The sequence below is a fragment of the Halogeometricum borinquense DSM 11551 genome, assembly GCF_000172995.2.
Classification (GTDB): Archaea; Halobacteriota; Halobacteria; order Halobacteriales; family Haloferacaceae; genus Halogeometricum; species Halogeometricum borinquense.
This window is the reverse complement of sequence record NC_014729.1, coordinates 2,622,425-2,640,094: the sequence shown is the minus strand read 5'-3', so window position 1 is coordinate 2,640,094 and position 17,670 is coordinate 2,622,425. Positions and strand designations below refer to the sequence as shown.

Below are 17,670 nucleotides of genomic sequence, written 5' to 3'. Positions count from 1 at the left end.
CGAAACGCCATAAACCTTCGTGGATATCAGTGAAGAATGGTTAGTTATATAACATATTTGGGGTGTCCTGTCAATTCCGTTCGGCGCGTACGGGAACGAACGGCTTTTGACGCCGGGTACCAGAATCGTATCTATGGCAACGGAAACGCAGACGGGCCTCTCCGATCATGTTCGAGGGGTCACGGTCACCACGCTCGCCTGTCTCGCCGGTATCGGTGCCGCACTGGCGTCAGGCGCGGTGGTCGGCTTAGGGACGACGCCCGTGTCCGAGGCGGCGACGAATCAGCAGACGCTGGCCGTCCTCGGGGCGTTCGTCCTCGCGCAGTTCCCCCTTCTGCGCGTCGTCGGCGTGGACGTAGGCGACTTCGGTGTGAAAGATTACATCTACGTCGTCTTCATGACGTTCACGCTGTGGTTCATCTCGTATGGCATCCTGCTCACGTCGGGTGTTCAGCTGTAATCTATGGCTGACGACAGTATCGCAGTCGTTGACCTCGACCGGTGTCAACCGGACCGCTGTAGTTACGAATGCGCCAACTACTGCCCGCCGAACCGGACGGGCAAAGAGTGCATCGTCACGCGCGGCGAATATTTCGAGGAAGACGAACCGTATGACGGCGGCCCAGATCAGATTCGCATCTCCGAGGAGGTCTGTCTCGGCGAGACGTGCGGTATCTGCGTCGAGAAGTGTCCGTTCGATGCGATTGAGATCATCAACCTCCCGACCGAGTTGCAGGAGGAACCGATCCACCGCTACGGCGAGAACGCCTTCGCTCTCTACGGTCTCCCGGTGCCCGAACCGGGCGCAGTGACAGGTATTCTCGGTCCGAACGGGATCGGGAAGACGACGGCAGTCCGCGCTCTCGCTGGCGAGATGGTGCCGAACCTCGGCACGTACGACGAGGAGGCGACTTGGGAAGCTGTCCTCGACCGCTACCGCGGGACGGAACTGCAGAACTACATCGAACGCGTCCGCGAGGAAGAAGTCTCCATCGCGCGGAAGCCGCAGTACGTAGACCAGATTCCCAAGCAGTTCGATGGCATCACGAGCGAACTGCTGGAGGCGACGGACGAACGCGGGAAACTCGACGAATACGTCGAACGACTCGGCATCGCGCCTGTCGTAGACCAACCGCTCGACACGCTCTCCGGCGGGGAACTCCAGCGAGTCGCCCTCGCGGCCACCTTGGCCCGCGACCGCGACTTCTACTTCCTCGACGAGATTACGCCGTATCTCGACATCGGCCAACGCGTCACCGCGGCGCGACTCATCCGCGAACTCGCAGAGGACGAGGACAAAGCCGTCCTTGCGGTCGAACACGACTTGGCTATCCTCGACCTGCTTGCGGATACGCTCCATATCGCCTACGGTGAACCCGGTGCGTACGGTGTCATCACGGACCCGAAATCCGTCCGTAATGGCATTAACGAGTATCTGAAGGGGTATCTCTCGAACGAGAACATGCGGATTCGCCCCGACGAGATTACGTTCCACGAACACGCGCCGCGCGAGACGACGAAGAGCGAACCCCTCGTGGAGTATCCCGACCTTTCGAAGTCCTACGGCGAGGGTGAGTTCTCCCTCGACGTGGAGGCCGGCACGATTTACCAGTCTGAAGTGCTGGGCATCGTCGGTCCGAACGGGATCGGGAAGTCCACGCTGGCGAAGATGTTCGCTGGCGGTCTCGAACCCGACGAGGGCGAACTCGACTTCCGCCTCGACATCGCGTACAAACCGCAGTACATCGAAATCGACCAGCCGATGCGCGTGGACGCGTTCCTCTCTTCGATCACCGACGACTTCGGCACGTCTTACTGGAAGACTGAAGTCGCCAATCCGCTCCAACTCAACCGCATCATGGAGCGCAACCTCGACGATCTGTCGGGCGGGGAGCGCCAGCGCGTCGCCATCGCGGCGACGCTTTCGGAGGACGCCGACCTGTACGTGATGGACGAACCGTCCGCCCACCTCGACGTGGAGCAGCGCGTGCAGGCGACGACGGCGATCCGTCGCTACGCGGAGAACCACGACGCGACGGTCATGGTCATCGACCACGACATCTACATGATCGACCTGCTCGCGGATCGTCTGATGGTGTTCGACGGCGAACCCTCGGTCGAAGGTCACGCCAGAACGCCGCAGGAAATGCGCGCCGGGATGAACGACTTCCTCTCGGACCTCGATATCACGTTCCGCCGCGACGAACGCACCCAGCGACCCCGCATCAACAAACCCGGTTCGCAACTCGACAGCCAGCAGAAACGCGAGGGCGAGTACTACTACTCCACCTCGAACTAACAGCGATCCCACCTCGAACTAACAGTCAGTCTCGAACTGACGGTTCGGAACTCATTTTCGACTTGCCGTCTCCACGCTCGATGCTCACTCCTCAGGCGACGGTGCGGACGCCACCACTCCTTGCTCGCTGTCGTCCACCTGCAGGTCGTACTCGAACGCGCGTATCAGTTCGGCGTTGGTCTCCACGTGGGCTGTACTGTGCGGCAGTCGAACCTCACCGCCTGCGAGCGCGAGCCAGACGAGTAGCTGATCGCCGAGGTGTTCGTCTACCGGTGCCCCCGTCGCTCGCCACGCCCGAAACGCATCGACGACCTCCTCGGCGACGTCCTCTGCCGGGACACCCCGTCGGCCGAGAGCGTCGAATCCCGCCCGCGATGTGCCGCAGTCCGCAACGAGCGTGACGACTGCGCCGGGACAGTCCGTCTCGGCGTACGTCGCCGTCGTCTCGATTTCTGCCGTCGTCTCGATTTCCGCTGTCTCCGTCACTACCTCTCCTTCCGACCCATCCTCGATCCGTTCGCGGACGGTCTCGGCTAACCGTTCAGCAACCGACGCCGACTCTAACGAGTCGGATGCCAGAGCATACACGGAGAGACGTTCGACCGGACCGCGTCGCCGGAGACGAAGCGCTGTCAGTGATGACGGGCGAATCGTGAGCGTGAGGCTGCCGCCACCCACGGGATAGAATCCTCGTTGATGAACAGCGAGTTCAGCGTCGAGACCGACCGCTCGAAGGAGTGGTAGCTTCACTTCTCGGAGGTAGTCAACGGGCGGTGACCACTGCACGTCTGTCCCGCCGTGGAGTGTGACAGTCAGCGGCCGGTCGAGTGCGACGGCGAGTGGTGCGACGGCATCGCAAACCAGCGCTACACTTCCCGCCGTCCCGACTTCGACGGCGAACGCGCCGCCGCGAACCGCCTCGGGAGCGAACGAGAACCGCTCGCTTCCCCTTTCGACACCCGAAACGGTCGCCTCGGTCGCCCGCCCGACGGTTTCGATGGCGGCGACGTGTTGCGGTTTGAGTCCCGGATTCGGACGGCCGCCGCGCACGTTCTCGATACAGATCGCCTGTCCGGTGACTGCGGACAACGAGAGCGCCGTCCGGACGAGTTGCCCGCCACCGTCGCGCCCGTCGAGCTGGAGCATCTAGCTGACGATGGTGACGGGGACGGTGGCGTTCTGGACGAGGCTCTTGGCGACGCTTCCGACCATTCCTTCGACGCGCTGGGAGAGTCCGCGGTGGCCGACGATAATACCGTCAACGTCGTTTTCCGCTACGTACGAGGGAATCGTCTCGGCCGGATCTCCCCACAGAAGCGCAGTCGAGACGGGAACGCCTTGCTCTGCGGCGCGCTCTGCGGCCGCTTCGAGTAATTTGTCGCCGCGGTCCCCGGCGGCGTCGGGGTCTTCCTGATACATGTCATTGCCGTCTTCGGCGACGACTCTGGGTTCGACAGAGTAGACGACGGTTAACGACGCGTCGAGACGTGTTGTGAGCAGCAACGCGTGATCAAGTGCCTTCTCCCCGGGTTCCGAACCATCGACGGCCACGACGTAGTGCATGTTTCACCGTTTGTACTACGGTGGCGAGGTGTTTATGTGTGGCTGTGGGTAGTCCGTCGAGCTGACCGCCCGGTATCCGCTCGAACTGAGTAACCGATAGTTCAGTGGACGAGGCGACTACACGTGCCGCAGAGATGCTCTTCTTTCACGTCTACTTCACGAACAGTGGGTGAGAAAGACATGACGCACTTCGAGTTATCGCAGTGTTCCAGCCCGAGGGTGTGACCGATTTCGTGGACGACTTCTTTTCGGACGCGATCCGAGAACACCTCCGATTGCGGCTTGGTCGAGATACCACCGTCCGAGGACGTTTGGAGGCGGTACGTAGAGATGACCGACCCGTTCCCGTTGAGATAGGCGAGTCCGAAGACGTAGTTTCGTCGGCGGTAGTAGAGATCCTGCGCCGTGATTCCGATGTTCTTCTCGCCGCTGCCGACCCGGCTTGCAAGTTCGATGAACTGCTCTGCGCGGTACTGATTTCGGCTGCGGTCGAACGCGCCTTCGGGGATCGACTGCTCGTTATGCACGGTCACATCGCAGTCGTAGACGCCACGGAGAGCCGCAGATGCCTCGCGCTTTACGTGCGCAGGGAGGTCCCCGATAGGCACGATGTCGACAAGCATGGAAGTTGTTAAGCGGGGCGGTGGCATAAATATCCCGCCGTGGAAACCGTAGTTCGAGACGCTCTCGTTGCCCGTCTTTCGCAATATGAGACAGTCACAGAGATTGGAGTCGGTCGCCGTCCGTCGGTGGCAGTCGCGCTCGCGGACGCCGGGTGCGACGTGACCGTCACCGATGTTCACTCGTTTGACCTTCCGTCGGAACTCCACTTCGTTGCGGACGATGTGGTGGTTGCGAGCGACCGCGACGACCCCGGTCCCGCGTACCATGCCGACGCGATATACGCGCTGAATCTGCCGCCTGAACTTCACCGTCCCGCCCGGGATGTGGCCGCCGCCGTCGATGCGGAGTTTCTCTTTACGACGCTCGGCTTTGATTCTCCGACGGTCCCCTGCGAGACGGAGACGATAGCCGACGGGGCCGAGACGTTGTACGTCGTCCCCGCCGGTCGGAAAGAGTAACGCTAACGGTTCCGTATCGCTCTCTCCCGGTATGCACGCAGACGCAGTCGTCCTTGATGTGGACGGCGTTCTCGTCGATGTGGCCGACTCGTATCGTCGCGCCATCGTGGAGTCGATAGCGCGACTGTACGACCGGACGATAGACAAATCAGACGTTCAGCAGTTCAAGGACGCAGGCGGATTCAACAACGACTGGGAACTGACGTACGCCGCGGCGCTTTATCTTCTCGCGGACGACCGGGAACCGATCTCTATCGCGGAGTTCACAGACCGAATTCACGAACGGGGTGGCGGTCTCGACGCCGCCGAAGCCGTCACCGAGGCACACCTTGATGCCGACGACTACGACGCAGTCCGCGAGGCGTGGGACCCCGAGGGACTCCGCGCCGCGTTCCAAGCGCTCTACCTTGGCGCGGACCTCTACCGCGAACTCGAAGGCTCCGAGCCACCGTTCGAGGCTTCGGGCTACATTCACGACGAACCCATCATCGTCGAGGGGGAGACGCTCGATTACCTCACCTCGAACCACCGCGTCGGTGTCCTCACGGGACGCCCGGCCGCCGAGGCAGATATCGCGCTGACTCGCGTCCGTCTCGCCGTCCCCGAGAACCATCGGTTCACGATGGACGACTGGGAGGAGGGCAAACCCAACCCCCGCGCCTTAACGACGCTCGCGGACCGCCTCGGGGCGGAGTCCGTCGTCTTCGTCGGTGACACGCTCGACGACGTTCGAACCGCCGTCAACGCCGCCGAGGAAGACCCAGAGCACACGTACCACGGCGTCGGCGTCCTCACCGGTGGCTTGACCGGCGACGAGGGACGCGAGAAGTACGAGTCGGTCGGTGCCGCCGCTGTTGTTGGGTCGGTGAACGACTTGCCGGAACTGCTCACCGACGAGGGGTAATTTTAGGCCGACAGCGGCCACAGTCGGATATATGGATTCCCTCCGTCTCGAACGGCTCGTCTGGGCCGTTCTCGTCGGTCTGATTGTCGCGGTCCCGCTTGGGTTCCTTCTCGCACCGGATCCAACCGGGCTGGTTCCACTCGCCCTGGCCGCTGTCGCCTTCCTCGTATCGGTTCCGCTCGTGTTCCGTGCATTCAGCTACGCCGCGTCGCCGACGGCCGACCCGGGCGACATGACAGCCGAATTCGTCGTGTTCTTCGCCGTCACACTCACCGTGCGACTGGCCCTCGGCGCTCTCAACTTCGATGGCTTTGCCGGCAATCTCGTCTCGTTCGGTGCGGGATGGATAGCGGCGAGCTATGTCCCGCAACGGCTGAATCCGCGTCGCTGGGTTACGGGGGCGTAATCGTATGGGCGACACGCTCCACCATCTCTCGCGCTTTCTCTTCGTGATGCTCGCCGTGGACGCACTCGGTCTCGGTGTCTGGGCGATTCTCCCGGAGACGGTCGGTATCCGACAGCTCGTCCTCCTTGGGACGCTCATCGTCGCCCCGCTGATCGCCTTTCTCGTCACCTACGGTCCCGAATTCCAGTCCGCTTGATACGGGCGGGATCCATCCGCTGCGTTCTCGGCAGAGGCACCCGGTCACACAACGTTTTACCCCTCCCCGTCCGCAGTCGATAGCATGCGAATCGCACTCCTCGGTGGGACCGGTGACATCGGTGAAGGACTCGCCCTTCGCTGGGCCTACCACACGGATCACGACATCGTCATCGGGTCGCGCGACCCGGAGAAAGCCCGTGCGAAGGCCGACGAGTACGAAACCGAACTGTCGAGTCGCGGCCGCGACGTGAAGGTGACCGGATTCGAAAACAAGATGGCCGCCGATAGAGCGCGCATCGTGGTTCTCGCGGTGCCGCCGTACCACGTCGCCGACACCATCGAAGCCGTCGAGGATAGTCTGTCGGAGGATGACGTGCTCGTCACGCCCGCGGCGGGTGTCAAACGCGACGACGACGGCTTCCACTACCACCCGCCGAAAGCGGGGAGCGTCACGCAGTTGGTCGCTGACGCCGCACCCGACGGCATCCCTGTCGTCGGCGCGTTCCACAACCTCGCAGCAGGACGACTCGCAAACTTAGACGCTGAGTTGGATATTGACACGCTCGTCGTCGCCGACGACTTCGACGCGAAGGACACTGTGAGCCGTCTCGCAGAGGAGATTGATGGTCTCCGCGCCCTCGATGCGGGCGGCATCGCCAACGCCGCGGAAGTCGAGTCGGTGACGCCGCTTCTGATCAACGTCGCGCAGAACAACGACGGGATGCACGACTTGGGCGTTCGGTTCCGGTAATCGGTTGTTCGCGCTTTTGCTTTCCGGTGCTGCCGTCGGACCCCGATTCGATGCACTCGAAAGCGGCGCGCCGGTCAGCCTTCGGTGAGCGTTTTCCGCAGTTCCGCCGCCTTTTCACGGCTCTTGAACATCAGCACAAACTCTCCGTCCCACTCTCCCTCGGCTATCTTCGACGCGAGGTTTCGTGAAATTTCGAACCGGGTGACTTCCTCGCCGTCGTGCCGCTGGACGAGTTCGAACTCGTCGGGGTTCTCCGCGACGCCGACGGACTGCAGCGTCTCGCTGGTTTCCGTCGTCGCTTCGTCTGTGAGTGTGACGGGAAGACCGTACAACGAATCCCGCTGCTGTTCGACCGCTCCTACTGATTTGATTTCGGCGTCGGTGAAGAGTGTCGGGTCCGTCTCCGTGCCGACCGGGCCGACCAGTCGAATCTCGAAGTTCGTCGGTCCATCGGCTGTGTTCGCTCCGCTCGTTGTGTCGCCGGATGCTGAATCGTCTCCGCCGTTCGATTCGTCCGTCGTACTCGGTTGTGTAGCCGTCTCGCCGTCAGGTCCCGTGACCGACGAACAGCCCGAGAGGAGGGCGACTACGCCAGTCCCCATCAGCCCGAGTGTCGTGCGTCTGGAGGGCGACATAGCTCCGTCTACCGAATATCTCTACAAAATTCTTGTGAACCCACAGATCAGTATCGCTCTCGGAGCCATCCGGGAGGGTTGCGTTCAGAACCGCTCTTTGAGTTCGTCCCGCAGGTCATCAAGCGAGGCGTCCTTCATCGAGAGCAAGACGAGGAGGTGATAGACCAAGTCGGCGCTCTCAGCCAGTAGTTCCTCGGTTTCGTCGTCTTTGGCCGCGAGAATCGCTTCGGTCGTCTCCTCACCGATCTTCTCCAAGACGTAGTTCTCGCCCTTCTCGTGGGTAAACAGCGTTGTCGTGTACGAGTCCTCGGGTAGCTCCGCCTTCCGCGACTCGATAGTCGAGAACAGCGCGTCTAACACCGCGTCGTCGGAATCGGCTTCATCAGTCATAGGTGTGCGTTGGAACGTCGTGAGAAAACGGTTCTGACTCCGACATCGGTCGCGGCGGCGATGACCTTCGATTCAGGCGTCAGTCCGCGGCTTCGGCTTCCACGTGGTCGAAGAACGCCAAGTCGTGGAGGCGACTGTCGGCGGTCAACTCGGGGTGGAAAGACGTGCCGACGACGGGGCCTTGGCGCACGGCGACGGGCGTTCCGTCCCACTCGGCCAGCACTTCGACGCCGTCGTCTACGTCGTCGATGAGAGGCGCACGAATGAACACCGCCGGGAACGGGTCGTCCATCCCGGCGATGTCGAGCGGTGCCTCGAAACTGTCTACCTGCCGACCGAACGCGTTGCGGTCTACGCTCACGTCTATGAGGTCAAGCGTCTCCACACGGTCGTCTTTCGCGTCACGGGAGGAAACAATAAGTCCCGCACACGTCGCCAGTACGGGCTTTCCGGCGGCGACGTGGTCGCGTATCTCCTCGTCGATTCCTTCCCGGCGGAGGAGACGAGAGATGGCTGTCGATTCGCCGCCAGGGATCAAGAGTACGTCGCAGTCGGGGATGTGACCGGACTGGCGAATCTCGACAACATCGACGTTCTCACCGTGGGCGTCCGCGGCGCGGCGAATGGCCGCAGCGTGTTCGGATACGTCGCCCTGCACGGCGACGACGCCTGCATGTATCATACGTGCCCGTCAGTGTTCGGGGGTGAAAAAGCGACCGCTCGGACGGCGATGCACTCGCTACGAGGACGCGTGTTCGATCTCGAAAGCTGGTTCGGTCGTCCGCTTCAGAAGGCGACGACGTTCAGCACCAGCACGCCGACACCGAACAGGAGGCCGAACGCGACGATGCTTTTGGGGTCGAGACGGATGGCGTTGCGGTCCTCGGCATCGAAATATCGAACGAGACCCGCACTGGACATGAGGCCACCGCTGTTTTGTCCGCTGCTCATGTATCTCACTGCGATTCCATCTCGCCTAAACGTTTCGACTCGGGACGAACGTGGAGCGTGATAGAGCGTATCGTACGTTCGCCAGTCCGTCTGATTCTGCGGTACGGTCAGACATCTCCTGACAGGGACGATACTCTCTATAAGAAACCCTTATGCGCGGGCACGGGTAACAACCGAAAGGATACGATGACCGTTCGACTCAAGGATTTCTACGCCGATTGGTGCGGTCCGTGTAAGACGCAGGACCCGATTCTGGACGAACTCGAAGAGGAGTACGCGGATGTCGAGTTCGAGAAGGTCGACGTGGACGAAGAACAGGACGTGGCCAACGAGTATCAGGTTCGCTCGCTTCCGACGCTCATCATCGAGAACGACGACGGCATCGTCGACCGATTCGTCGGTGTCACCCAGCGCGAAGATCTCGAGGACGCCCTGCAGAAAGCAGGCGCTTGAACGACCGATAACTCCTGTTCTCTCGCCCGTTCACCGTTCGTGTAGCCCGGACGCCAGCATGAGCGTCTCGCAAGCGTTATACGGACGGCTCTGGAATCGACGTGTATGCCAACCAACGACGCCGCGACCAAGCGAACGCTGGAGAAGCAGATCTGCATGCGCTGTAACGCGCGCAACCCTGCGCGTGCGACGAGTTGCCGCAAGTGCGGCTACAAGAATCTTCGACCGAAGTCGAAAGAACGCCGCGCCGCGTAAGCCGGTCGCCGCTTTCTCTATCTCTCACACCGACGAGCGACGCGTCTAGCAGTAGACGACGGTACGCCGTCGCCGTTTAGTCGTCGGGATACTTCGGTTCGCGCCGCTCCGCACGCGAGAGTGCTCGCTCGATTACGTCCTGTACGGAGTCGCCGCCGGACTCTGAACGGAACACGTCGCCGTGGCCCGCGTACAGTTCTTCGACCGTTTCGGGGATCCGGTCGAGAAGGGTTCGGAGACTCTCGACGAGTCGTTCGCGCGACTGACCGGACATATCCGTCCGACCGAAACTCCCGTTGTCGAATGCGCCGTCGTTGTAGACGACTACGTCGCCACTGAAGATTCGTTTCTCGCTGACGAGTGAGATGTGGTCGGAGGCGTGCCCCGGCGTGTACACGACCTCGAACGTCTCTTCACCCATCTGGAGTACGTCGCCGTCTTCGAGTGCCTCGTCGCGTCGCGGGTGGTCTCCGTACGCGTACAGGTCGGCGTCGAATCGATCCAGTACGGCGTCGAGTTCGCCGATGTGGTCGGTATGCTGATGCGTGAGAACGACAGCGTCTAACTCGTCGGTGTGGTCGGCGACGACGGTTTCGACGCCGGGCATCGTCCCGGCATCGACTAGTACGTTCCGTTCGCCGAGGACGAGATACGCGTTACAGGTGAACTGTTCCGCGCCGTCTGTGACCGTGACGATTTCCATAGCCCACGCTATGTCTGAGTGATGAAAAATCCCCACTGAGCTGGGATAATAATGTCAGCAAGATGTTCAAAGATGGTTTCTGACGTATGTTTCGAGATAATATGGGTCGAATAAAATATATCTCTGCGTATCATTTTTCCGTCTGAACCATCTATATTGGTATGTATGGGATTTGGGAGCTACGACGAGTCCGAGCAAGAGAGTCAAGACTACGACCAAGACCTTGACGAAAACGACGGCGTCGCAACTTCGGAGAACGACCACGACGGTGAGGTTAACTTCGAGAACGGCGCGTCGAACGAAGAGTTGCTGGACCGTCTGCAAGAGATCAAGGACAACTGACGTCCAGGCGTGACACCGACGGTCAAGTCGGGCACGCGCGCACTCGGCATCGCGGAGTCGTACACTGACGACGGGGTGGAGGCGGAGAGCGTGCTCTGTGGCGCAGTCGTCCGCGCCGACCGTGTCATCGACGGCGCGGCGTACGGGACGTGTACCGTCGGTGGCACCGATGTAACGGACGTTATACGAGGACTTTTTTCGAACCTTGGACGCGAAGACGTCCGTCTGGTATTCGTCGCGGGCGTCGCTCCCGCGTGGTTCAACCTCGTTGATCTCCGGCGTCTCGCAGACGCCGTTGACAGGCCCGTTCTCTCCGTCTCGTTCGAGTCGAGCAGCGGGCTTCGATCTGCGCTGAAAGCGGCGTTTTCGGGCGAGGAACTCGACACCCGACTCGCAGTGTACGAGTCGCTTCCACCGCGCCGTCGTGTGACTGTCGGCGACGACACTGTGTTCGTCCGATCCGTCGGAATAAGCGACGACGAGGCGGCGCGTGCCGTCCGCGCGTACACACCGACGGGTGGCCGACCCGAACCGCTCCGTGTCGCGCGGCTTCTCGCCCGCTCGGGACGCGAGTGGCGCGACCGTGAGGCACCGTGAGGCGGTTGCTCGCTCCGCCACTCGACCACTCGGAACGGCGGACCGCCGCGGATAAGTCATACCAGTCCCGCTCTTCGGTATGAGCGACGACGAGATGGATGGCCTCTGCGTCCGCGAGTGCGAACGATGCCCCGAACTCGTGGAGTCACGGAGTCAGATAGTCAACGGCGTCGGCCCTGACGACGCCGATTTGGTCTTCCTCGGCGAAGCGCCGGGTGCGAACGAGGACGAACAGGGCGAACCGTTCGTGGGCCGGTCGGGGAGCGTACTCGACGATGCCCTCCGCGACGTTGGTCTCGCCCGGTCGGACGTTCGCATCACGAACTGCGTCCGATGCCGCCCCCCGGAGAACCGCGATCCGACGAAAACAGAGTTGGGGAACTGCCGCGGTTACCTCGAACGTGAACTTGAGCTTCTTGACCCCGACCTCGTTGTTACGCTCGGCAAAGTCCCGTCTGAACACCTCCTCGACCGCTCGGTTGCTGTGACGAAAGAAGCGGGCGACGTGGTGGACGTCCGCCTCGGTGAACGGCTTCAACGTGTCCTCATCTGCGTCCATCCGGCAGCGACGCTGTACGACCGCAGTCAACGCGATACCTTCTCCGACACTATCGCGCGAGCGGCGGATCTTTCGGGTCTCGCGGACAGCGCGGACGGACAGTCGAGTCTCGGCGATTTCTAACGAGGCAGTCTCTGCATTCGCTGCCGGAACGGCGCAAAGAAAAGAGTCGGTCGCGCCGCGTTACTGCCACATAGAGCGCGCCATCCGTTGGGGGAACTCCACGATGAGTTTGAGGAAGCTCGTTCCTTCCTCGTTACCCCGGATGTACGACCGGACGCGCTGGCTGACGAACTCCACGGAGACGACCAGCACGAAGATGACGAGAATCGTCGCCATCATGTTCGTATACTTGAACAGTCCGCGCTGGGTCTGAAGCACTTGGCCGAGACCGCCGCCGCCGATGAGGCCCATCGTGACGGCGATACGAACGTTGATCTCGAGGATGTACATCGTCCACGCGATAAACGGCGTGAACACCTGCGATAGCATCCCGAAGACGACCTTCTGCGGGCCGTTCGCGCCGGTGGACTCGATAGCTTCGATCGGACCGTCTTCGACTTCTTCGAGTGCGTCGGTGAACAGGCGGCCGAGGTTCCCCATCGTGTCCGTCCCGATAGCGAGCGTCGCCGTGAACGGGGAGACGCCGCCAAGCGGGATGTAGATGAGCGCCCACACGAGCGCCGGAATGGAACGGATGACGCTCATCGTTCCGCGGAAGATGAAGTTGAACGGGTACGGCGTCACGCGTTCGGATCCGAGAACGCCTAGCAAGAGCGCACCGGGGATACCGAGAACTGTCCCGGCAAATCCCATGGCGAACGTGACGAACATCGCGCCGAGAACGGGGTTTCCGTTCTCGAACGTGAGGAGGAGATTTCGATCTTGAATGAACGCCCAGTACTCACCGAGGTCAACGAACGGAATGACACCGAACAGTGACCCCGGCGGGAAGAAGTCCCCGAGAGCCTCGGAGAACTCCGGCCAGTACTTGACGATTTCGCTGATCGAGAAGCCGACCTCGCCCAGCGCGTTCGTAAAGATGAACGCGAAGAGTACGAACACGACGAGCGAGAACAGCAGTCGGACTCGCTTTGCGATTCGGATGTTTTTGAGTGCATCCTGAATCCGGTCGCCTTGCGTACTCATGCTTCGACCTCCCGTTCTTCACGGATCGCTTCGGTTTCGATATCGCCGTATATCTCGTCGATGACATCGACGGTGAAGTCCTCGCGGTAGCCGTCGAAGACGATTTCACCGTCTTTCATCCCGATGAACCGTTCACCGAACTCGCGGGCGATGTTGACCTGATGGAGGCTGGCGATAGTGGTCAGATTACGCTCGCTCGCGGCGTCTCGAATGTACCGCATCACCGTCTCGGCGCTGGCCGGGTCGAGACTGGCGACTGGTTCGTCTGCGAGAAGGAGGTTCGGTTCCTGAACCAACGCACGAGCGATACCGACTCGCTGTTGTTGCCCGCCGCTCATGTTCCCGGCGCGTTGATTCGCCTCGTCGAGGAGTCCGACGGTGTCGAGTGCGCGAAGCGCCTCTTGTTTGTCTCCGTCGGGGTAGCGTCCGAAGAGGCTCCTGAGGAACGAGGTGCGACCGAGTGCACCTGTGAGCGCGTTACTGAACGCACTCATCTGTTCGAGAATGTAGTGTTGTTGGAAGATCATCGCTACGTCGTCTCGCGGACCCAATACCTCTGTCCCGTCTATCGAAATCGACCCTTCGGTTGGTTGGGTGATGCCGTTGAGACAGCGGAGAAGCGTCGATTTCCCCGCTCCTGACTGTCCCAAGAGGACGACGAACTCGCCGTCCGGAATGGTGAACGAAACATCGTCGAGGGCTTGTACGTCCCCGTACGACTTACTGAGGTCCGTTACTTCTATCGTACTCATGTCTAGTCTCTCTTCAGTTCTTGTCTGCCCGTGCGTACGGACCCGCCGTATCGCTGTTTTCGAATCTGCACAATAAAATGATATAATTCGAATTCGGCGGGCTTACTGACCCAGCGTAACGCCGAGTTCGTCGAGTACGTTCTGGACGGGCTGGTAGTCATCGACGGAGCCCTTATCGACGCCCGTGAACCAGAGCTGCTGGTCGTCTTTGAGGTCGTCGTTGATGAGGTCCTCTTTGCTCACGTCGAGCAACGCCGTCTTGATATCAGAGTAGAGCGACTGATCCATCTCTGCACGGCCGAGAATCGGCGCGCGCGGGATGGGGTCGGACGCAGCGAGCAGCTTCAGTTCGGGGGATTCGCTGCCGAGGTCGCCGTCGTTCTCGGCGGAGATATCCAAGAACTGCTTGGGGAACTGGTCTTTCGGGATGTGCGATGCCGTCGAGAACGCACCGGTTCCGGCGGCGACAACGTCGTCCCGGTTGATGAGCGTCTCGCGCGCCGTCGAGTGGTCCGAGAACTTCGCCGAGAAGCCCTTGGGTTTGCCGTCGGGTGCGCCGCCGGTGTCGAGACCGGCCTTACTCAGCATGTACAGCGGGAACAGCGACCCACTGGTAGAGAGGCGGTCCGCGAACGCGACGTTCTTGCCCTTGAGGTCGGAGAGCTTCTCGATGCCGCTGTCGGGCGTCGTCGTCATGAGCGAGAAGTACCGCGATGCACCGTACGCGACGCGGATTCCGATGACCTTCGTCACATCTTCGTTTCCGCCTTGGATCGCAATCGAAGGTGAAGCGTCAGCGATGTCCGCCTGTCCGCTCTTCATCGCCTGCATCACTGCCGCGTAGTCGGCCGCAACCGTCGAATCGACGGTGACGCCGACTTCGCTCTCGATGTAGTTGAACAGCGGCTTGTACTGCTTTTCGACGTCGACGTCCGACTCGGCGGGCGTCAACGCGAACATGATGGAGTCTTTGGAGGAAGACCCAGTTGTCGTCCCTTCCGTCGTTGTCTCGGTTGCCGTACTTCCGTCGGTGTTTGTCGTCGTCGATTGTTCGGTAGTGTTGCCGTCTCCGGTACAACCACTGAGGGCTGTGAGACCGGCAACACCGGTGGCACCTGTCGTCTTGAGGAATTTGCGTCGACTCGGCATTGAACTCACGTTTTTCGTTCGACAGATAACCGTTAAACTTTGCTATTTTTTCTATAGCTATTACAATAGCAGCGCTGAATACCCTCGTTTGGTGTCTCCCTCTTAAGCAGATGTAGTCATCGGTGGTCGAATCTACCCCGAAGGAAAGTCACTTTGCCCCACTCCGCGGACGTTTTCGCATGAGTACGACGACGCCCGAGAAACGGGAGACGGTGGCTTCCGTCGTCATGGTGGACTACGGTCTCGGTAACCTCAGAAGCGCCCGACGCGGCCTCGAACGCGCGGGTGCGGACGTGACCGTTTCGGACGACCCCGAAACGTTTGCCGATGCCGACGGCATCGTTCTTCCCGGCGTGGGAGCGTTCTCTGAGGGAATGGAGAACGCCGGGCCGTTCCGCGAGGCGCTGGCCGAGGCGGCGGACCGGGGGCAGCCAATCTTCGGCATCTGTCTTGGCATGCAGATGCTTCTGACCTCCTCGGAAGAAGCAGACCACGCGGGCGAGGGTGAAGTCGAGGGCCTCGACTTCGTTCCCGGTCGCAACGTCCGATTCGACGAGGGGCAGAAGGTACCGCACATGGGCTGGAACGAACTGCACGTCCAGCGGGACCACCCTCTCGTCGATGGAGTCGATGGAGAGTACGCGTACTTCGTCCACTCGTACTACGCCGTTCCGGACGACGATGGGGCAGTCGTCGCCACGACGGATTACGGCGTCGAGTTCCCCGCCATCGTCGCAAACGAGGCAGGCAACGTGTTCGGCACGCAGTTCCACCCCGAGAAATCCGGCGAGACCGGTCTGCAAATCCTCCGGAACTTCGTCGAACTCTGCGCCGACCAGTAGCGCCGGGAGGCCACCCGGCACCTCAATAGTGGTGCAAAGCGGGCGGATCCGACAGGATTCCGTGAGCGAAGCGGGGAAGTCGCCGAGGGAGCGAGCAGAGCGAGCGGACCCGACGGCCTTTTACTGAGCGCTGTAGAACGACGCGCCATGCAAGCAGTTACCTTGGGTCCAGCCGGGACGTACTCCCACCGCGCGGCCCGCGCCGTCGCCGACGACGTCGCGTTCCGCGAATCGGTGTCTGCCATCGTGGACGCCGTCGATTCGGGCGAGTACGACCGCGGTGTCGTCCCCATCGAGAACAGCATCGAAGGAAGCGTCACGGAGACGCTGGACGCCATCGCCGAGGCGGACATCGCCGTCACGCAGGAGATTGTGACCCCGATTCGGCACGCACTCCTCGCCCAAACCGAGGAGTTCTCTGTCGTCGCCTCCCATTCGCAGGCACTCGCACAGTGCCGGAGTTACTTGGAGACGGAGTATCCCGGCGTGACGCTGGAGGCCGTCGCCAGCACCGCACGCGGCGTCGAACGCGCCCGCGAGGACGACTCCGTCGCGGGCATCGGCCATCCGGATAACGCCGGTGACGACCTCCGCGTCCTCGCTGAGGATATTCAAGACCGCTCTTCGAACGCGACGCGCTTTTTCGTCGTCGCTCCCGCCGCCGAGCGTTCGGATGCGGGCGGTAAGTCCACTGTCGTCGTCTACCCCAACGCAAACTATCCGGGGCTGCTTCTCGAACTCCTCGAAGCGTTCGCCGAACGCGACATCAACCTCTCGCGCATCGAGTCGCGTCCGAGCGGGAACCGCTTGGGCGACTACCTGTTCCACATCGACTTCGAGGCCGGTCTGTACGAGGACCGCGCGCAGAAGGCGCTCGAAAGCGTGGAAGAAATCGCTTCCCGCGGGTGGGTCAAACGCCTCGGATCGTACGACACCCAGCACGTCCTTTACTGAATCCGCGAAAAACTTGATGACGTAACCGGGCGTACATTCGGACGAAATGTCGCCCCAGAACCCCTTCGACGAGATTGAACAGTTCTTCAAGCGGATGGGCCGGGAGTTCGAGGAGTCCGGACTCGGTTCGCTTCGAGACATCTCCGTTGACGTATCGGAGACGGACGACGAATTCACCGTCGTCGCCGACCTCCCCGGATACGAGAAGGACGACATCGAAATATCAGCTTCGGGCCGCGAACTCACGATTCGCGCCGAGCAAACCGCCGAGACCGAGGAGTCGGGTGATCGCTACGTCCGCCGCGAGCGAAGGCAAAGCAACGTCCGCCGTTCGCTGACCCTTCCACAGGAAGTCGTCGAAGAGGAGGCGTCCGCAACCTACAAAAACGGTGTCCTCACCGTCACGCTCCCGAAAGAGACGAGCGAGGAGGACGACGAATCTACTAGCATCGACGTGGTGTAGTCAGCACCGACGTGGTGTAATTAGGATACCAACACCGTCGGGCACTGAAGCGTGTTCTTCGGCCAGTGCTTCCTTGACAGTTCTGTTGTTCGGCCGGTAACGCGTCGAACGAGACTCCGTCGCCGCCTATCGCGGACTCGTTCGCTACCCTTGAGAACAATCTTCTTCTGTACGACCTCGCTGCGGATACTCCACGGCAGATCTGAATTTCTAATCTGGAGAAATACGGGACTATGGGTATTCTGCCGTGCGAATTGCGCGCTTAGGTCCTGC

General features: G+C 61.3%; 26 protein-coding genes. 15 read left to right on the top strand and 11 right to left on the bottom strand.

The window, feature by feature from the left end; all coding sequences use genetic code 11:
- Positions 1 to 133: 133 nt before the first annotated feature.
- Both HBOR_RS13380 and HBOR_RS13375 read left to right on the top strand, forming a co-directional pair.
- Entirely contained in the window at positions 134 to 460 is a 327-nt protein-coding gene (locus HBOR_RS13380) for an EMC6-like membrane protein (protein ID WP_006056228.1), read from the top strand.
- A 3-nt stretch (positions 461 to 463) separates the two neighbouring features.
- Entirely contained in the window at positions 464 to 2,299 is a 1,836-nt protein-coding gene (locus HBOR_RS13375; RefSeq protein ID WP_006056229.1) for a ribosome biogenesis/translation initiation ATPase RLI, read from the top strand.
- A gap of 84 nt (positions 2,300 to 2,383) precedes the next feature.
- Here the strand turns inward: HBOR_RS13375 and rtcA are convergent, their stop codons facing one another.
- The 3 genes from rtcA to HBOR_RS13360 all read right to left on the bottom strand — a co-directional run bounded on the left by rtcA (position 2,384) and on the right by HBOR_RS13360 (position 4,485).
- Complete coding sequence (gene rtcA / locus HBOR_RS13370) at positions 2,384 to 3,445, bottom strand: RNA 3'-terminal phosphate cyclase (RefSeq protein WP_006056230.1); 1,062 nt, start codon at positions 3,443 to 3,445, stop codon at positions 2,384 to 2,386.
- Complete coding sequence (locus tag HBOR_RS13365; RefSeq protein WP_006056231.1) at positions 3,446 to 3,862, bottom strand: universal stress protein; 417 nt, start codon at positions 3,860 to 3,862, stop codon at positions 3,446 to 3,448.
- 101 nt (positions 3,863 to 3,963) lie between these two features.
- Positions 3,964 to 4,485, bottom strand: a complete 522-nt coding sequence (locus tag HBOR_RS13360; RefSeq protein WP_006056232.1) for an archaemetzincin family Zn-dependent metalloprotease — start codon at positions 4,483 to 4,485, stop codon at positions 3,964 to 3,966.
- A 39-nt stretch (positions 4,486 to 4,524) separates the two neighbouring features.
- Between HBOR_RS13360 and HBOR_RS13355 the strand changes: the two genes are divergently transcribed.
- The 5 genes from HBOR_RS13355 (at position 4,525) to npdG (ending at position 7,203) form a co-directional block, all read left to right on the top strand.
- Positions 4,525 to 4,944: a UPF0146 family protein gene (locus HBOR_RS13355; RefSeq protein WP_006056233.1), complete on the top strand. Its 420-nt coding sequence runs from the start codon at positions 4,525 to 4,527 to the stop codon at positions 4,942 to 4,944.
- Positions 4,945 to 4,975: 31 nt separating this feature from the next.
- On the top strand, positions 4,976 to 5,848 hold the full coding sequence (locus HBOR_RS13350; protein WP_006056234.1) for a TIGR01548 family HAD-type hydrolase: 873 nt from the start codon (positions 4,976 to 4,978) through the stop codon (positions 5,846 to 5,848).
- 31 nt (positions 5,849 to 5,879) lie between these two features.
- Positions 5,880 to 6,254 carry a hypothetical protein gene (locus HBOR_RS13345; RefSeq protein ID WP_006056235.1) on the top strand — a complete coding sequence of 125 codons (375 nt, stop codon included), beginning with the start codon at positions 5,880 to 5,882 and terminating at the stop codon, positions 6,252 to 6,254.
- 4 nt (positions 6,255 to 6,258) lie between these two features.
- Positions 6,259 to 6,450, top strand: coding sequence for a DUF7534 family protein (locus HBOR_RS13340; protein WP_006056236.1), 192 nt, complete (start codon positions 6,259 to 6,261; stop codon positions 6,448 to 6,450).
- 84 nt (positions 6,451 to 6,534) lie between these two features.
- Positions 6,535 to 7,203 (top strand): NADPH-dependent F420 reductase, encoded by a 669-nt coding sequence (npdG, locus tag HBOR_RS13335; RefSeq protein ID WP_006056237.1) that lies wholly within the window; start codon positions 6,535 to 6,537, stop codon positions 7,201 to 7,203.
- A gap of 74 nt (positions 7,204 to 7,277) precedes the next feature.
- Here the strand turns inward: npdG and HBOR_RS13330 are convergent, their stop codons facing one another.
- The 4 genes from HBOR_RS13330 to HBOR_RS13315 form a co-directional block, all read right to left on the bottom strand.
- On the bottom strand, positions 7,278 to 7,838 hold the full coding sequence (locus tag HBOR_RS13330; RefSeq protein WP_241432411.1) for a preprotein translocase subunit SecD family protein: 561 nt from the start codon (positions 7,836 to 7,838) through the stop codon (positions 7,278 to 7,280).
- Between the two features lie 84 nt (positions 7,839 to 7,922).
- Complete coding sequence (gene hisE / locus HBOR_RS13325; protein WP_006056239.1) at positions 7,923 to 8,228, bottom strand: phosphoribosyl-ATP diphosphatase; 306 nt, start codon at positions 8,226 to 8,228, stop codon at positions 7,923 to 7,925.
- Between the two features lie 79 nt (positions 8,229 to 8,307).
- Positions 8,308 to 8,910: a pyridoxal 5'-phosphate synthase glutaminase subunit PdxT gene (gene pdxT / locus HBOR_RS13320; protein ID WP_006056240.1), complete on the bottom strand. Its 603-nt coding sequence runs from the start codon at positions 8,908 to 8,910 to the stop codon at positions 8,308 to 8,310.
- Positions 8,911 to 9,014: 104 nt separating this feature from the next.
- Positions 9,015 to 9,179, bottom strand: a complete 165-nt coding sequence (locus HBOR_RS13315; RefSeq protein ID WP_006056241.1) for a preprotein translocase subunit Sec61beta — start codon at positions 9,177 to 9,179, stop codon at positions 9,015 to 9,017.
- A gap of 186 nt (positions 9,180 to 9,365) precedes the next feature.
- Here HBOR_RS13315 and trxA point away from each other — a divergent pair, with 186 nt between their 5' ends.
- Together trxA and HBOR_RS19290 are read left to right on the top strand one after the other, a co-directional pair.
- On the top strand, positions 9,366 to 9,632 hold the full coding sequence (trxA, locus tag HBOR_RS13310; RefSeq protein WP_006056242.1) for a thioredoxin: 267 nt from the start codon (positions 9,366 to 9,368) through the stop codon (positions 9,630 to 9,632).
- 105 nt (positions 9,633 to 9,737) lie between these two features.
- Positions 9,738 to 9,887: a 50S ribosomal protein L40e gene (locus tag HBOR_RS19290; RefSeq protein WP_006056243.1), complete on the top strand. Its 150-nt coding sequence runs from the start codon at positions 9,738 to 9,740 to the stop codon at positions 9,885 to 9,887.
- A 76-nt stretch (positions 9,888 to 9,963) separates the two neighbouring features.
- On the opposite strand, the gene HBOR_RS13305 is transcribed toward HBOR_RS19290, so the two are convergent.
- The gene (locus HBOR_RS13305) at positions 9,964 to 10,590 is read right to left on the bottom strand and encodes an MBL fold metallo-hydrolase (protein WP_006056244.1); all 627 of its coding nucleotides are present in this window, start codon (positions 10,588 to 10,590) and stop codon (positions 9,964 to 9,966) included.
- A 165-nt stretch (positions 10,591 to 10,755) separates the two neighbouring features.
- Here HBOR_RS13305 and HBOR_RS13300 point away from each other — a divergent pair, with 165 nt between their 5' ends.
- From HBOR_RS13300 to HBOR_RS13290, 3 genes are all read left to right on the top strand, one after another.
- Positions 10,756 to 10,932: a DUF5786 family protein gene (locus HBOR_RS13300; protein ID WP_006056245.1), complete on the top strand. Its 177-nt coding sequence runs from the start codon at positions 10,756 to 10,758 to the stop codon at positions 10,930 to 10,932.
- A 9-nt stretch (positions 10,933 to 10,941) separates the two neighbouring features.
- Complete coding sequence (locus HBOR_RS13295; RefSeq protein WP_006056246.1) at positions 10,942 to 11,529, top strand: endonuclease dU; 588 nt, start codon at positions 10,942 to 10,944, stop codon at positions 11,527 to 11,529.
- Positions 11,530 to 11,608: 79 nt separating this feature from the next.
- Positions 11,609 to 12,211: a uracil-DNA glycosylase gene (locus HBOR_RS13290; protein ID WP_006056247.1), complete on the top strand. Its 603-nt coding sequence runs from the start codon at positions 11,609 to 11,611 to the stop codon at positions 12,209 to 12,211.
- Between the two features lie 60 nt (positions 12,212 to 12,271).
- On the opposite strand, the gene phnE is transcribed toward HBOR_RS13290, so the two are convergent.
- From phnE to phnD, 3 genes are all read right to left on the bottom strand, one after another.
- Complete coding sequence (gene phnE, locus HBOR_RS13285) at positions 12,272 to 13,237, bottom strand: phosphonate ABC transporter, permease protein PhnE (RefSeq protein ID WP_006056248.1); 966 nt, start codon at positions 13,235 to 13,237, stop codon at positions 12,272 to 12,274.
- Entirely contained in the window at positions 13,234 to 13,989 is a 756-nt protein-coding gene (gene phnC / locus HBOR_RS13280) for a phosphonate ABC transporter ATP-binding protein (RefSeq protein ID WP_006056249.1), read from the bottom strand. Before phnC ends, phnE begins: the two co-directional genes overlap by 4 nt.
- 102 nt (positions 13,990 to 14,091) lie before the next feature.
- The gene (phnD, locus tag HBOR_RS13275) at positions 14,092 to 15,138 is read right to left on the bottom strand and encodes a phosphate/phosphite/phosphonate ABC transporter substrate-binding protein (RefSeq protein ID WP_006056250.1); all 1,047 of its coding nucleotides are present in this window, start codon (positions 15,136 to 15,138) and stop codon (positions 14,092 to 14,094) included.
- 179 nt (positions 15,139 to 15,317) lie between these two features.
- On the opposite strand from phnD, the gene hisH reads away from it, so the two are divergent.
- From hisH to hsp14, 3 genes are all read left to right on the top strand, one after another.
- Positions 15,318 to 15,980, top strand: a complete 663-nt coding sequence (gene hisH / locus HBOR_RS13270) for an imidazole glycerol phosphate synthase subunit HisH (RefSeq protein ID WP_006056251.1) — start codon at positions 15,318 to 15,320, stop codon at positions 15,978 to 15,980.
- A 147-nt stretch (positions 15,981 to 16,127) separates the two neighbouring features.
- Positions 16,128 to 16,934 (top strand): prephenate dehydratase, encoded by an 807-nt coding sequence (pheA, locus tag HBOR_RS13265; RefSeq protein WP_006056252.1) that lies wholly within the window; start codon positions 16,128 to 16,130, stop codon positions 16,932 to 16,934.
- 46 nt (positions 16,935 to 16,980) lie between these two features.
- Positions 16,981 to 17,397, top strand: a complete 417-nt coding sequence (gene hsp14 / locus HBOR_RS13260; RefSeq protein ID WP_006056253.1) for an archaeal heat shock protein Hsp14 — start codon at positions 16,981 to 16,983, stop codon at positions 17,395 to 17,397.
- Positions 17,398 to 17,670 lie beyond the last annotated feature (273 nt).